Source organism: Tessaracoccus coleopterorum, from assembly GCF_011174705.1.
Taxonomy (GTDB): domain Bacteria; phylum Actinomycetota; class Actinomycetes; order Propionibacteriales; family Propionibacteriaceae; genus Arachnia; species Arachnia coleopterorum.
On sequence record NZ_JAANIJ010000001.1, the window covers coordinates 2,911,281 to 2,924,988 of the forward strand.

At 70.8% G+C, this 13,708-nt stretch carries 13 protein-coding genes and 4 pseudogenes; 9 read left to right on the forward strand and 8 right to left on the reverse strand.

Annotation, left to right across the window (positions count from 1 at the left end; translation table 11 throughout):
- The first annotated feature begins 14 nt into the window (after nucleotides 1-14).
- The 6 genes and pseudogenes from G7085_RS18785 to G7085_RS18800 all read left to right on the forward strand — a co-directional run bounded on the left by G7085_RS18785 (nucleotide 15) and on the right by G7085_RS18800 (nucleotide 3,261).
- Nucleotides 15-164, forward strand: a complete 150-nt coding sequence (locus tag G7085_RS18785; RefSeq protein WP_197512075.1) for a hypothetical protein — start codon at nucleotides 15-17, stop codon at nucleotides 162-164.
- Between the two features lie 403 nt (nucleotides 165-567).
- The gene (locus tag G7085_RS18790) at nucleotides 568-942 is read left to right on the forward strand and encodes a hypothetical protein (RefSeq protein WP_197512076.1); all 375 of its coding nucleotides are present in this window, start codon (nucleotides 568-570) and stop codon (nucleotides 940-942) included.
- Between the two features lie 88 nt (nucleotides 943-1,030).
- Nucleotides 1,031-1,144, forward strand: a pseudogene (locus G7085_RS31135) (ATP-binding cassette domain-containing protein); the annotation flags it as partial.
- A 157-nt stretch (nucleotides 1,145-1,301) separates the two neighbouring features.
- Complete coding sequence (locus tag G7085_RS27735; RefSeq protein WP_231979709.1) at nucleotides 1,302-2,021, forward strand: ATP-binding cassette domain-containing protein; 720 nt, start codon at nucleotides 1,302-1,304, stop codon at nucleotides 2,019-2,021.
- Nucleotides 2,022-2,216: 195 nt separating this feature from the next.
- Nucleotides 2,217-2,675: an ATP-binding cassette domain-containing protein gene (locus G7085_RS27745; protein WP_331715784.1), complete on the forward strand. Its 459-nt coding sequence runs from the start codon at nucleotides 2,217-2,219 to the stop codon at nucleotides 2,673-2,675.
- 103 nt (nucleotides 2,676-2,778) lie between these two features.
- Entirely contained in the window at nucleotides 2,779-3,261 is a 483-nt protein-coding gene (locus tag G7085_RS18800) for a hypothetical protein (RefSeq protein WP_197512077.1), read from the forward strand.
- Here the strand turns inward: G7085_RS18800 and G7085_RS35575 are convergent.
- The 5 genes and pseudogenes from G7085_RS35575 to G7085_RS18825 all read right to left on the reverse strand — a co-directional run bounded on the left by G7085_RS35575 (nucleotide 3,218) and on the right by G7085_RS18825 (nucleotide 8,613).
- Nucleotides 3,218-3,790, reverse strand: a complete 573-nt coding sequence (locus tag G7085_RS35575) for a rhodanese-like domain-containing protein (protein WP_197512975.1) — start codon at nucleotides 3,788-3,790, stop codon at nucleotides 3,218-3,220. The two genes, G7085_RS18800 and G7085_RS35575, sit on opposite strands and share 44 nt — an antisense overlap.
- A gap of 77 nt (nucleotides 3,791-3,867) precedes the next feature.
- Nucleotides 3,868-4,305: a hypothetical protein gene (locus G7085_RS18810; protein ID WP_197512078.1), complete on the reverse strand. Its 438-nt coding sequence runs from the start codon at nucleotides 4,303-4,305 to the stop codon at nucleotides 3,868-3,870.
- Between the two features lie 69 nt (nucleotides 4,306-4,374).
- A complete protein-coding gene (locus tag G7085_RS27755) occupies nucleotides 4,375-5,259 on the reverse strand; it encodes an RNA polymerase sigma factor (protein ID WP_331715785.1) in 885 nt (294 codons plus the stop codon).
- Nucleotides 5,260-5,378: 119 nt separating this feature from the next.
- Nucleotides 5,379-8,147 (reverse strand): annotated as a pseudogene (locus G7085_RS18820) (FAD-binding and (Fe-S)-binding domain-containing protein).
- Nucleotides 8,148-8,157: 10 nt separating this feature from the next.
- On the reverse strand, nucleotides 8,158-8,613 hold the full coding sequence (locus G7085_RS18825; protein ID WP_197512079.1) for a MarR family winged helix-turn-helix transcriptional regulator: 456 nt from the start codon (nucleotides 8,611-8,613) through the stop codon (nucleotides 8,158-8,160).
- A 212-nt stretch (nucleotides 8,614-8,825) separates the two neighbouring features.
- Here G7085_RS18825 and G7085_RS36490 point away from each other — a divergent pair.
- From G7085_RS36490 to G7085_RS27760, 3 genes and pseudogenes are all read left to right on the forward strand, one after another.
- A pseudogene (locus G7085_RS36490) lies at nucleotides 8,826-9,972 on the forward strand (AMP-dependent synthetase/ligase); the annotation flags it as partial.
- A 42-nt stretch (nucleotides 9,973-10,014) separates the two neighbouring features.
- On the forward strand, nucleotides 10,015-10,749 hold the full coding sequence (locus G7085_RS36495; RefSeq protein ID WP_456300418.1) for a hypothetical protein: 735 nt from the start codon (nucleotides 10,015-10,017) through the stop codon (nucleotides 10,747-10,749).
- Nucleotides 10,637-11,314 (forward strand): annotated as a pseudogene (locus G7085_RS27760) (acyl-CoA thioesterase); the annotation flags it as partial. The gene G7085_RS36495 and the pseudogene G7085_RS27760, both read left to right, overlap by 113 nt.
- On the opposite strand, the gene G7085_RS36500 reads toward G7085_RS27760, so the two are convergent.
- Genes G7085_RS36500 through G7085_RS18845 form a run of 3 tightly spaced genes read right to left on the reverse strand, consistent with a single transcriptional unit; the run spans nucleotide 11,271 to nucleotide 13,706 of the window.
- Nucleotides 11,271-12,893, reverse strand: a complete 1,623-nt coding sequence (locus tag G7085_RS36500; RefSeq protein ID WP_456300404.1) for an Lhr family helicase — start codon at nucleotides 12,891-12,893, stop codon at nucleotides 11,271-11,273. The pseudogene G7085_RS27760 and the gene G7085_RS36500 sit on opposite strands and share 44 nt — an antisense overlap.
- Nucleotides 12,894-12,936: 43 nt before the next feature.
- Nucleotides 12,937-13,275, reverse strand: coding sequence for a hypothetical protein (locus tag G7085_RS18840; RefSeq protein WP_197512080.1), 339 nt, complete (start codon nucleotides 13,273-13,275; stop codon nucleotides 12,937-12,939).
- A gap of 14 nt (nucleotides 13,276-13,289) precedes the next feature.
- Nucleotides 13,290-13,706 carry an Lhr family ATP-dependent helicase gene (locus tag G7085_RS18845; protein WP_197512081.1) on the reverse strand — a complete coding sequence of 139 codons (417 nt, stop codon included), beginning with the start codon at nucleotides 13,704-13,706 and terminating at the stop codon, nucleotides 13,290-13,292.
- Between the last annotated feature and the right edge of the window lie 2 nt (nucleotides 13,707-13,708).

Below are 13,708 nucleotides of genomic sequence, written 5' to 3' on the forward strand. Positions count from 1 at the left end.
TGGGGATCGAGGAGATGCGCCGCCGGCTCGGCGCCCTCGCCACAGGGAAGCGCGCCGCGGCCCGGCGCCTCGCCGCCGACGTCGAGGTCTCCGCGGCCGAGCTCGACAACGCCGTCGGCAGGGTGCCGCCGGCAAGGTGGCCTCCCGCACGATCGGGGCGCTGAATGCGCAGCTCGCCGAGGCCGCCGGCGTGCCGACGGTGGTCGACGCCGTCCGCAGCTCGGTGAAGCACCGCGGTCAGTTGGCCACCGGGTGGCCGCTCGTGAAGTGGCTCGGAAGGCTCCGCCCCGACCCCCTGAAACGACTCCGACTCGGATCGGGTGAAGCCAAGGACGAACCGGGCCAGACCCCGCGCTCAACCGCAGCTCGCTTCCGGCGAGGTCGTCGGCCGCGGGCGCGCATCTCTCCACCGGGCTCAGGGCCTTCTCACACGAGCTGGGCGAGTCGATGCCCCGGCATGGCAGGAATCGATCCGGGCCGTGGTGCATGCCTCGGAACCCACTCTCCCGACGAGCTCGACCGCGCCCTTGTCGGCACCGACCTGAAAGTGGCGCGGCCGCCGATCTGGTGGGGGCGATCCGGGCGCTGCAGTGGCTGCTGATCGCCGCCGTCGTGGTGGGCGTCGGATGGCTCACCGTCAACATGGTGCTCGGCTACTTCGGGCTGCCGCCGCTCGGCACGGTGCCGATCGGCACCGAGGACGGGTTGCGGGTTCCGCTCCCGACCGTACTCACGCTCGGTGGGCTGCTCGCGGGCGTCATCCTGAGCGCCGTCTCGCAACTGATCATCGCGGCGACCGCGCGCAGCGCCGCCCGCCGGGCGCGTCGCTCCCTGGAGGCCGCCGTCGCCGAGGTGGCCAGGCGCCGCGTGGTCGAACCCGCCGAGGCAGAGGTGGCGCGGTACGCCTCGGCGCGCAGGGCGCTCGACCGCATCGTCGACTGACGCTTTCGGGAGTCGGCGGCCAAGCTGGCATACTGGCCTGCGGTCAAACCGAAGGGATCTGCTCACAGTGGCTGAGTTCATCTACACCATGTACAACGTCCGCAAGACGGTCGGAGACAAGGTCATCCTCGACAACGTCACGCTGTCGTTCTACCCCGGCGCCAAGATCGGCGTCGTGGGGCCGAACGGCGCGGGCAAGTCCACCATGCTGAAGCTCATGGCGGGCTCGACAGGGCGAACAACGGGGAGGCGAACCTCCAGAAGGGCGCCACCGTCGGCATCCTGCTCCAGGAACCCCCCTCGACGAGGACAAGACGGTCATCGAGAACGTCGAGCTCGCCGTCGCCGAGACGAAGGCGATGCTGAAGCGCTACGACGAGATCGGCATGGCCATGGCCGAGCCGGACGCCGACTTCGACGCGCTGATGGACGAGATGGGCCGGCTGCAGACCGAGCTCGAGCACCGCAACGCGTGGGAGATCGACTCCATGCTGGAGCAGGCGATGGACGCGCTCCAGTGCCCGCCGTCAGACTCGCCCGTCAACGTGCTCTCCGGTGGTGAGCGCCGTCGCGTGGCGCTCTGCAAGCTGCTGCTCGAGGCGCCCGACCTGCTGCTCCTCGACGAGCCCACCAACCACCTCGACGCCGAGTCCGTCGACTGGCTCGAGAAGCACCTCAAGAACTACCCGGGTGCCGTGCTGGCCGTCACGCACGACCGCTACTTCCTCGACAACGTCGCGGAGTGGATCTGCGAGATCGACCGCGGCCGCCTGCACCCGTACGAGGGCAACTACTCCACCTACCTGGAGACCAAGCGTCAGCGCCTCCAGATCGAGGGCAAGAAGGACGCCAAGCGCGCCAAGATCCTCGAGAAGGAACTCGAGTGGGTGCGCTCGAACCCAAGGCCCGCCAGGCCAAGAGCAAGGCCCGCCTTGCACGCTACGAGGAACTGGCGGCCGAGGCGGAGCGTAACCGCTCCGTCGACCTGGCCGAGATCAACATTCCGCCGGGTCCGCGCCTCGGCTCCGTGGTCCTCGAGGCGAAGAAGCTCAAGAAGGGCTTCGGCGACCGCGTGCTGATCGACAACCTGTCGTTCACGCTGCCCGCGCCGGCATCGTCGGCATCATCGGCCCCAACGGTGTCGGCAAGACCACGCTGTTCAAGACCATCACCGGCATCGAGCAGGCCGATGCCGGCGAGCTCAAGGTCGGCGATACCGTCTCGTTCAGCTACGTCGACCAGAACCGCTCCGGGATCGACCCGTTGAAGAATGTGTGGGAGGTCGTCTCCGACGGGCTCGACTTCATCAAGGTCGCCAACTTCGAGATGCCGTCGCGCGCCTACGTCGCGTCGTTCGGGTTCAAGGGCCCGATCAGCAGAAGCTCGCCGGTGTGCTGTCCGGTGGTGAACGCAACCGCCTCAATCTGGCGCTGACGCTGAAGCAGGGCGGCAACGTGCTGCTGCTCGACGAGCCCACCAACGACCTGGACGTCGAGACGCTGCAGTCGCTCGAGGACGCGCTCCTCGACTTCCCCGGTTGCGCCGTCGTGATCTCCCACGACCGGTGGTTCCTCGACCGCGTCGCCACCCACATCCTGGCCTGGGAGGGCACGGATGAGGACCCGCGAACTGGTACTGGTTCGAGGGCAACTTCGCCGACTACGAGGAGAACAAGATCGCGCGCCTCGGTCCGGAGGCCTCGCGGCCGAAGTCGTCGGCCCACCGCCGCCTGACCCGCTGACCACGGCCGTGCCTAGGCCCTCACCCGCTCCGGGTGGGGGCCTCCGCCATGCCCGGCCGGACGCTAGGCTCTGGCCCATGCCGGAACTTCCCCAGGTGCCTCGTGACCGTCTGGGTGAGGTGGCCTACCGCGCGCTCTGGTGGGCCATCGTGGTCCTGCCCGGGAGCGTCTTCCTGCTGCGGGCCGCGACGACCGAGCCTGCGGGCATCTTCTTCCTCTACACCGTGATCGCGTTCCCGGCCACCGTGGCCCTGCAGGTGATCGCCGGCCTGCTCGCCTGGTCATACCGGAGGCAGCAGTGGCGCCACTTCCTCGGCCGCCGCTCTGCCACGCTCTCGTTCATCTACTACGGACTCTGGCTGCTGCTCGCGCTGACCCTGCCCGAGTCGGCGCCCGGGCGTGACCTGCCTTCACTGGTCGGCCGCATCTTCGGGTCGGGGTTCGCGGAGGTGCTGAGCGGGCTGATCATCGTCGCCCTGCCCCTGACCTATGTCGCGCTGCTGGCGCTGATCGTGGTCGAGGGACGGCGGGCTGTCAGCGCCTGGGCGAGCGCCCAGCCTCCCACCCGCTCCGGGTAGACGCCGGCACCGGGTGCGCTGTCCCTAGCGCTTGTCGAGGGATACGGCTCGATGGGATGCCCGGCCGAGCGCCATGCGGCGAAGCCCCGGCGATGTGTGTGACGTCATCCCTGCCCATCTCCCTCAGGGTCGCCACCGCCAGCGCGGAACGCCACGCGGAGGCGCAGTAGAGGACGAGGCGACGGCCGTCGTCGAGCACGGGACGGTGGTAGGGGCTCGCGGGGTCGATCCAGAACTCGAGCATGCCGCGGGGTGCCCGGTAGGCGCCCGGGATGATCCCCTCCCGCTCCCATTCCTGCGGCTCGCGGATGTCGACGAAGAGGGTGGAGTCGTCGCCGAGCAGGCCGCATGCCTCGTCGAGCGGCAGCGGGGCGTCGAGTCGATCGACCTGGCCACCAACGCGGCCGCCGACACGCCCAGCGGGCTGCCCGGGATGCGTGACATGGTGGCCTCCTGCGTTGGGGGTGACGCTCCTGAGCGTACGCCTGGGCCCACCGGTGGCGTGGGAACCGTCGTGGAGAGGCGGGATGAACGTGGACGACGGAAAGGCGGGCCGTCAGCCGTCGTGCTGACGTCCCGCCTCCGTGGTTGCTTCCCGAGGTGCTGCTACCTGAGCAGGTTCTGTGCGGCCTGGTCCAGCGCCGCGGGCATCGCGCACTGACCCGCGTCCTGGTCGGGGCCGGGGCCACAGTTGTAGTCCATCCCCTGCACCTTCTCGGTCAGCCACAGCACGCGGTCGCCCGCCTGCAGCACCAACGTCGAGGTGAAGATGCCATCCTCCGCGTCGGGGAAGAGCCCCGAGCCGGTCACGTAGGCCATCTCCACCGGGTCAGCGTCCACCGCCGAGGCATCGAAGGGGACGCCGTCGGTCAGGTCGGCGGTGCCGGGATCGGTGAGCCCGGCGTCCGTCATCTGCGCCCTGCAGCCGAGCGCCGCGTCACGGATCGTGCCGAACGCCTGCCCGGCGTCGGCCGCCGAGTCGTACTGGAGCACGGTGGCCCAGCCGAACGGCTCGGTGTTGTCGACGCCGCCGATCTCCCGCACCAGCACGGCGTCGGGGAGCCGACGTCGCCGGGGTCGCAGACACCCTTCGCGGCGCCCAGATCGGTGCGCTCACCCATCACCTTGCCCCCGTCGAGGGCCTCGGGTGGGAAGAACGCCTCGACTCCCGGCACCGTCTCCCACCCAGCTGTCGGACCGGGGTGGGAGCGTCGGTGGGCTGGGGGTGGGCCCGACCGGCGTCTCGGTGGGATCGACCTGGCTCGGGTAGCGGTCGGTGTCGGGGTCGGGCTCGCCGTGTTGGCCCAGATCGGGTCGTTCAGCACGCCGTCGAGGAGCGGGGAGGTATAGACGCCGAACCCGGCGGCGACGGCGACCGCGGCGGCACCGACGGTCGTCGCGACCCGGCGGGTGGTGCGGCGGCGGTTGCCGAGTCGGCGGATCTCTGATGGGGCAGCATGGGACCTCCTTGGCCCTGGCCGAGAGTTGGTCCAGCTGGGGGATGCGGTCAGGCATGACGGACCTCCGGTTCGGGTGCGAGCAGCTGCGCGAGGGTGGCGCGGCCGCGTGACAGGCGTGCCTTGACGGTGCCGGTGGGGCGCCGACCTCCTGCGCCACCTGGGTCACGCTCAGGTCGCACAGGTGGTAGAGGACGATGGCCCGGCGCTGGTCCTCCGGCAGCTTCGCCAGCGCCGCCTCGAGGGCGATCCGGTCGGGCGTGGGTTCGACGTCGCGGGCGTGTTCCAGCGCGCGGTCGGGTTGGCGGAAGGCCCGCCTGGCCTTGCGCCAGCGGCTGACGGCGAGCCGGTAGGCCGTGGTGCGTACCCAGGCCTCCGGCGAGTTCGCGGTGTCGAGCTTGTGGCGGTGGTCCCAGGCACGGATGAAGGCCTCCTGGACGCAGTCCTGGGCCTCGGTCAGGTTGCCGCACATCGCGTAGATGGCGCCGACGACCCGGCTGAACGACGTCGCATAGAAGCGGTCGAACTGTTCCTCGTCCACTGGTTTCCCCCTCTCCTGAAGTGTTGTTCATGCTAGATACGTCCGCCGGGGGCGGCGGTTGCATCGCATGATCAGGAAAGTGGGGGCTCCGTCGTGCCGACCCGGTGACGGCGCGGGCGTCAGTGGGTGGCGAGCAGCTCCGCGAGCGACATGGAGGAGCGGTCGGCCAGTGAGGTCAGCTGCGTCTGGCAGGAGAAGCCGTCGGCCAGCACGATCGCGTCGGGGCGGGCCTCGACGGCCGGGCCCAGGTCGTGCTCGAACACCTTCACGCTGACGTCGTGATGGCCGCGTTCGACGCCGAAGTTGCCCGCCAGGCCGCAGCAGCCGCCGACCACCACGAGCTCCGCGCCGGTCGCCTCGAGGAGCGCACGGTCTCTCGCCCAACCGAGCACGGAGGCGTGGTGGCAGTGCGGCTGCGCCACGATCGTGTGCCCGCTGAGGTCGGGGGCGGTGAAGTCGGGATCCCGGTCGAGGAACTCGGCCAGCGTCAGCACGGCCCCGTTGAGGGCGGCGACGTTGGCGTCGTCGGGGAGCAGCTCAGGAGCGTCGCTCCGCCACACCGCCGTGCAGGAGGGCTCGACGCCGATGACCGGTACGCCCTCGGCCACGTAGGGGGCGAGCACGGCCGCCGCATTGGTGAGCTGGCGGCGGGCGCCGTCCAACTGACCGGTCGAGATCCAGGTGAGGCCGCAGCAGGCGGTCTCGTTCAGCACCTCCGGCTCGTAGCCGAGGCGCACCAGCAGCTGGGCCATGGCGGCGAACGAGTTCGACTCGAAGCAGTCCGAGAACGAGTCGACCCAGATCAGCACCCTGCCCTTGGTGCCGGCGGGTCCCTTCCCGAGGCGGGAGCGGGCAGTCCGCGACGCGAACGTCGGGATCTGACGGCGCGCGTCGACCCCGGCGCCCCAGCGGAGCGCCCTGCCGAGGCCGGGGCCCGGCCGATCGCGTTGACCAGTCGGCCGAGGCCGGGGACGGTCGTGATGAGGCGGCCCCAACGCGGCAGCCAGCCCAACGCGTAGTGGTTACGGGGCGCAGCCGTCCCTTGTAGGTCTCGTGTGTGACGCGGGCCTTGTAGGCGGCCATGTCGACGCCGGTGGGGCAGTCGCGGGCGCAGCCCTTGCACGAGAGGCACAGGTCGAGGGCGGCGTGCACCTCGGGGAGCGCCAGCCCTGCGTGATGAGGGAGCCGTTGACCATCTCCTGCAGCACGCGGGCGCGGCCGCGGGTCGAGTCCTTCTCGTTGCGGGTGGCCTGGAAGCTCGGGCACATCACCCCGCCCGTCGCCGTGGAGTTGGCGAGGCACTTGCCGACGCCTGAGCACTGGTGCACGGCCTCGACGAACTCGGCGGCGTCGGCCGAGAGGGGCGACCGGCTGACCGCCACCATCCGGAGGTCCTGTTCGACGGGGCCGGGTCGACCAGCACCCGGGATTCAGCAGGCCGCGCGGGTCGAACAGCCTCTTGACCTGCCCGAACAGTTCGATGGCCTCCGGAGAGTACATGTGGGGAGCAGCGCGGAGCGGGCCCGCCCGTCGCCGTGCTCGCCCGACATCGAGCCGCCGAAGCGGGCCACCAGCATGGCGGCCTCCGTCACGAACTCCTTGTACCGCTCCGCGCCGTCGGGCGCGGTGAGGGGAAGTCGATCCGGCAGTGGACGCAGCCGTCGCCGAAGTGTCCGTAGGGAAGGCCGTGCAGGCCGTGCCGTTCGAGCAGTGCGTCGAACTCGCGCAGGTACTCGCCCAGGTGCTGCGGCGGGACGGCGGCGTCCTCCCAGCCACCGTAGGCGGGCTTCGCGAGGCTGACTCCCGCAAGGCCGGCGCCGTCGGCGCGGATCTTCCACAACTGGGAGGCCCGGGCGGGGTCGTCGACGATCCATCCCTCGGTGGCGGCGGCCGCTCCGACGAGGGCATCGGCGCGGGCACGCACCTCGGCCGCGTCTCCGCCGACGAGTTCGAGGAACATCCAGCCGTCCCCGGCCGGCAGTGCGCCGACGCTGTCGGGCCCGTTCTTCGCGATGACGACGTCGACGATGCGGCGGTCGAGGCCCTCGCAGGCGGTGGGGGAGAAGCGCAGCAGGTTGGAGATGTCGTCGCCCGCGTCGGGCATCGTCGGGTAGCCGAGCGCCACCATCAACCGCTCGGGGCATCGGCCACGAGCCGGACGGTGGCGCGGACGATGACGCCGAGGGTGCCCTCGGTGCCCGCGAAGAACTTGGCGGTATCGAACTTCCGCTCCGGAAGCAGGTGCTCCAACGAGTAGCCGGACACCTGCCGGCTGAAGGTGCCGAACCCGGTGCGGATGGTGCCGAGGTTGGCGGCGACGAGCGAGCGCAGTTCCGGGAGGTCGTCGACGCCGAGGGTGACGAGGTCGCCGTTGCCCGTGACGATGTCGAGGCTCACCACGTTGTCGGCCATCCGGCCGTAGCCGAGGGCGCGGGGCCGCAGGCGTTGTTGCCGATCATTCCGCCGACGGTGCAGCGGTTGGAGGTCGACGGGTCGGGGCCCAGCCGCAGCCCGTGCGGGCGGGCCGCCTGCTGGAGTTGGTCCTGCACGACGCCCGGGTCGATCACGGCGGTCCGTGCGACGGGGTCGATCGAATGGATCGTGGTGAGGTGCCTGGCCACGTCGATCACGAGGCCGGGTCCGACGGCGTTTCCGGCGCACGAGGTGCCCGCGCCGCGCGCGGTGATGGGCACGCCCGCGTCGAGCGCGGCCCGTACCAACGTCACGAGTTCGTCAGGGGTGCGGGGGTGGGCGACCAGTTCGGGTTCGACGCGGTACAGCGACGCGTCGCTCGAGTACAGGGCCCGGGTGAGGGTGGAGTCGTCGAGGATCTCCGAGAGGCCCCCCAGCCGGTCGAGGAGTCGGGCCTGAGGCGAGGTGGCGGAGATGGTCACCGCCCTAGTCTGCCACCGCCAGTGTCGCCTGCATCGCGCGGCCCAGCGCCGCGAAGTCCTCCGGCGAGATCGCGTCGACGAACACGCGCCGCACGGAGTCGACGTGGGCGGGGGCAGCCTCCTTCAGCAGGTCGAAGCCCTTTGGAGTCATGTGGGCCTGTACCCCGCGGCCGTCGGAGGAGCACGACGAGCGGGTCACGTAGCCGGCCTGTTCCATCCGCTTGATCGTGTGCGTGAGGCGGGAGCGCGAGTGGCCGACGGCCGCGGCGAGCTCGCCCATCCGGATGGTGTGGTCGGGTGATTCGCTCAGCCGCACGAGCAGCTCGTACTCCGACAGGCTCAGATTGAAGCGGCGCAGCTCGGCGTCCAGATACTCTTCGATGTGCGTCTTGGCCAGGAGATAGCTCCGCCAGACCCTCTGCTGACTCTCGTTGAGCCAGCCCGACACTGGTTCAGACATGGCCGCGATTCTACCACGTGATTTAGATTTCAAGCATGTCGGGTCTCCCGCGAGTGGGCCGGGGACGTTACTCTTGCGGCAAACCCAGTCCCGGATGACCCGAGAAAGAGCCGAAGATGTCTGTTCGCGAAGAGATCCTTGCCAGTTCACCGAGCAGCGTGGGCGAACTCCTCCGCAGGAGGGTCGCCGCCACCCCCGACCGTCCCGCCTTCATGGTGCCCGACGGCGCGACGGAGGGCCCGAACACCTGGACCACCGTGTCGTGGCGGCAGACCGGCGACATCGTCGACAGCCTCGCGGGCGGCCTGCTGGCGCGTGGCCTGAAGTACGAGGAGCGGGTGGCGATCGCCTCCAACACCCGGGTTGAGTGGATCTACCTCGACCTCGCCATCGCGGTGGCGGCCGGAGCCACCACCACCGTGTACCCCAACACCAAGGCCGATGACGTCGACTACATCCTGTCCGACTCGGGCACCCGCATCCTGGTGGCCGAGGACGCGGCCCAGGTCGAGAAGGTGCTCGGGGACGCCTCGCTCACCGAACAGATCCACACCATCGTGGTGCTCGACACCGCCGGTGTCACCCTCAACGACCGCATCCTCTCCTACGAGCAGCTCCTCGCACTCGGCGATGCGTTCAACGCGGAGAACCCGGGAGCCCTGGACGAGTCGATCGCCTCGACCGGACCCGACACGCTCTCGACCCTGATCTACACCTCAGGCACCACCGGCCGCCCAAGGGCGTCAGGCTCAACCACGTCTGCTGGACCTACGTCAGCGCATCGGTGCTCCGCCTCGGGATCCTCGACGAGGACGACCTCCAGTACCTGTGGCTGCCGCTCAGCCACGTGTTCGGCAAGGCCCTCATCTCCTGCCAGATCGCGTACGGCTTCTGCTCGGCGGTCGACGGTCGCATCGACAAGATCGTCCAGGGCCTCGGCGAGGTCCGCCCGACCATCATGTGCGGCGCTCCCCGTATCTTCGAGAAGGTGCGTGGCGCGGTGCTCACCGGCAACACCGGCCTGAAGGCCAAGATCGCCCGCTGGGCCTTCTCCGTCGGCTACGACACGATCGACGACCGGCTCGCCGGCCGCGAGATCACCGGCGCGCTCGCACTCAAGTACAAGATCGCCGACAGGCTCGTGTTCTCGAAGCTCAAGGAGAGGCTCGGCGGCCGCATCAAGTTCATGATCTCCGGCTCGGCCAAGCTCAGCCCCAGGTGCAGAAGTGGTTCTACGCGGCGGGCATCCTGATCGTCGAGGGCTACGGTGCCACCGAGACCAGCGCGATCGTCGGCGTCGACCTGCCGACCGATCCCCACCTGGGCACCGTCGGGGCCCCGCTGCCGGGCATCGAGGCCAGGCTCGCCGACGATGGTGAGCTGCTCCTCAACGGGCCGACGATGGCGGCCGGCTACCACAACCTCCCCGAACAGACGACCGAGACCTTCGTCGACGGCTGGTACCACACCGGCGACATCGCCCAGATCGCCGAGAGCGGCCACATCCGCATCACCGACCGGAAGAAGGACCTCTTCAAGACCTCCGGCGGCAAGTACGTCGCACCGCAGAAGGTGGAGGCGGCCATCCAGGCGAACATCCCCTACATCGCCCAGTCGATCGCCGTGGGCGACGGGCGCAAGTACGTCTCGGCGCTCGTGGTCCTCGACCCCGCGCTCCTGCAGAAGTGGGCCGACAAGCGCGGCCTCCAGGGCAGCTACGCCGAGCTGTCGCAGCGTCCCGAGATCCACGCCTCCATCGAGAAGCAGATGACCAGGGCCAACGCGAAGCTCGAGCGGTGGGAGACGGTCAAGAAGTTCGCGATCCTCGACCACGAGTTGACCGTGGAGAACTCGGGTGTCACCGCGAATATGAAGATCCGTCGTGGCGTCGTCGCAGACACCTACTCCGATCTCGTCGACTCGCTGTACCCCAGGGCGACTGAGTGTTCCTGTACACGTGCCCCAGCGCTGGTCGGACATGGACGCGCAGGGGCACGTCAACAACGCCGTCATCATCGACTACCTGCAGGAGGCGCGCGTCGCGTTCCTGCGGCAGGGCCCGGCCTCTGCGCTGCTGGACAGCGGCGTGGTCGTCGTCTCGCACCAGATCGAGTACCACCGCCCGATCGCCTATGACGCCCTGCCCGTCACGATCGAGCTCGGGGTCTCCGAGCTCAGGGCCTCCCGGTTGCAGCTCAGCTACACGGTGCGTCAGGGCGAGTTGGCCGCGGTCGCACGGACGGTGCTCTGCGCGTTCGACTTCGACCTGCAGCGGCCGATCCGGCTGCTGCCCGGGTACCGGGAGTTCTTCTCGGGGCACATGGTCGACGCCGCGCCGTTCCGGGTGATCGAGGCGCCGGAGCTCGCGGGCCGGGGCCTGCCCGTCCCGCTGCCCGTGCGGTGGTCCGACCTCGACGCCTACGGCCACGTCAATAACGCCATGGTCTACGACTTCGTCCAGCAGGCGCGCGTGGCGGCCACAACGACGTGGGACCCGACGATGGCGAGGGCGGGCACGAAGGACTCGGACCGGTTGTGGCTGGTGGTCCGGCAGGACGTGCACTACCTGAGCCAGATCCCGCACCGGGTGGAGCCGTTCACCGCGCTCGTTGCGCCGGTGAAGCTGGGATCGAGCTCCATGACGCTCGCCACGGAGATCATGGACCAGGGGAGCGGGCTCGTGTTCGCGCGGGCGACGACGGTGTTGGTCTCGGCCGACCTGACGGGACGCCCCGTCGACCTCGGGGACACGACACGCGCCCGCCTCGCGTCGCACCTGGCACCCTGACCCGCGCCACGCGAGCGTCACGCCTGGCACCGGGGCACCACCAGATGATGCGCTCCCGGCCCGCCTCGGGGTCGGCGACGCTCGTCGCCCCGCCGAGGGTGTCCTTCAGGATCGCCGTGCCGCAGCGCAGGCAGGGCCGACCGGCCCGGCCGAACACGAAGGTGGTGTGCCCGCGGCGGTGGTCGCCGGTGAACGTGCGCACGGGGCTCGACAGGTTGCCGCGCATCAACCGCGCCGACAGGTCGACGATGGCGGGCACATCCACCTCCGACACAGGGGTGGTCGGGCGGATCCCGCGCAGGAAGCAGGCCTCGGCGCGGTACTCGTTGCCGATGCCCGCCAGGTTGCGCTGATCGAGCAGGGCCTCGCCGATCGTGCGCCCCGGGTCGGCCAGGATCCGGCGCAGCGCCTCGTCCCTGCCCGACGGCGACCAGCGGCCCTCGCCACCCCAGTCGTCGGCCAGCAGGTCGGGCCCGAGCCACCCGGTGCGCGCGCCGAACTCGGAGGCGGGCCAGAGCTCCACCAGGCCGAGGGAGTGCCCCACCAGTTCGATGCCGCCCTCGACACGGATCACGACCCGGGCGGTGTGTGCAGGCAGCGACCAGCGGGTGCCCTCCGGGTGGATCCGCCAGGTGCCGTCCATCCGCAGGTGGGTGTGCAGTACCCGGGCTCCGACCCTCCAGAACAGGTGCTTGCCGTGCGGCCACACCCGCGTGACGGCCTCGCCCGCCAAGTCGGCCGTGGCGAGCCGGGGCACCCTGAACTGCGAGTACGTCACCGTCCGGCCGACCAGCGGCTGGAGCCGCTCCGAGAGCCTCCAGACGGAGTCACCCTCAGGCACGGGGCGCCTCGATCGTGACGCCCTTCGGGTTAGGCGGGCGCCCGCCGCGAGCATCGCCGACTCGAGCCCGCTCGCGCCGACGCGTCCGCCGTCGACCTCCTCGATCCGGATCCGCCGCATCCGACCCTCACCCACCGCGGCACGGAGCGCGGCCACGACGAGCCCGGCGACCCCTCCCGGTCCTCCCCGAAGAGCGTCAGGAGGCGGCCCCCACGGGTCAGGTGGGCCAGCAGCACGCCGTCGGCCATGACCACGAGCGCGCCGGCCGCCCTGGACGGCCGCGCCGTCGGATGTTCGGGCCAGGGCAGCACGCTGCCGTAGGGGTTCGCGGGGTCGAGCGCGGCCACCACCACGGGGTGGGGTGCGTCGCCCCGAGGGCCACGGGCCCTGATCGGGTGAGTCGGCGTGGGTGCGCACCTCCCCGATGACGTCGGGCGTCGAGAACTGGGCGCCACCGAGGCCCTCGACGAGGTAGCCGCGCAGCACCTTGCCTGCCTGCTCCAACTCGGCCAGCAGCCGGTAGGCGGCGGCGAACCCGCCGGGTGTGCCGTCGGCGGTGACCCCGCCGCGCGTGATGACGCCGAACCGGGATAGCCATGACGAGGCGAGGGCCAGTGCCCGTTCGGCCGGGGAGGGGCGATGGTCGGGCACCCGGTACCAGCGGCCCCCGTCGAGGGTTCCGACGGCGTCGCCGTCAGCGGGGCGCGGCCCAGTCGCGGGATGCGGGCCCTGCCACGCGGGTTCGGCCGGGCGGCCTTGTGGGCGCCGCGGGAGGGACCCCCGATCCGGGCCCGCACGGGCGCGAAGGAAACGGGGGCGATCGCCCCTGCTCGGCCGCCTTCCACCAGGCCTCGACCGAGCGCTCCGGCAGCGACAGGTAGGTGCCGTCGCCCGCCGCGAGTGCCCCGGCCACCGCGGCCGACTCGGCATCGGGTGCCTGCTCCGGGTCGCCGACCATGTCGAGGTCGTCGGCAGGGACGAGCGCGACGAGCGGGTCGTTCGGGCCGGCCGCGCCCCGGAACCGGATCAACACCTCGCCCTCCGCGATCAGCGCATCCAGATGGGCGGGGAGTAGCCACCCAGTCGCGAGGGCAGCACATGGGTCTCCCAGGCGGAGGCGGGCAGCGCGACACCGGCCAGCCGCTGGAGGACGAGCAGCACCTCATCCGGGCTCGACCCCGGTCGCTCGACCAGTTGATGGGAGGAGGCCAGATAGCGCGCATACCCTGACTGCGACACGGGCTGCAGCTCGGAGCGGGCCTTCGCCAACGAGCGGGACCGTAGCCTCCGCAGCACCTCCGGGTCGACGTATTCGAGATCGGAGGACGTGAACCGGCCGGCGCTCAGCCGCCGCCCGGCGGCCTCCCGCTCCAGCACCAGCGCCACCGTCGCCGGCCCGAGGCCGAGGTCGGCCGCCACCTGCCGTGCCGTGAACGGGCCGTGCGTGCGGGCATACCTGGCCACCA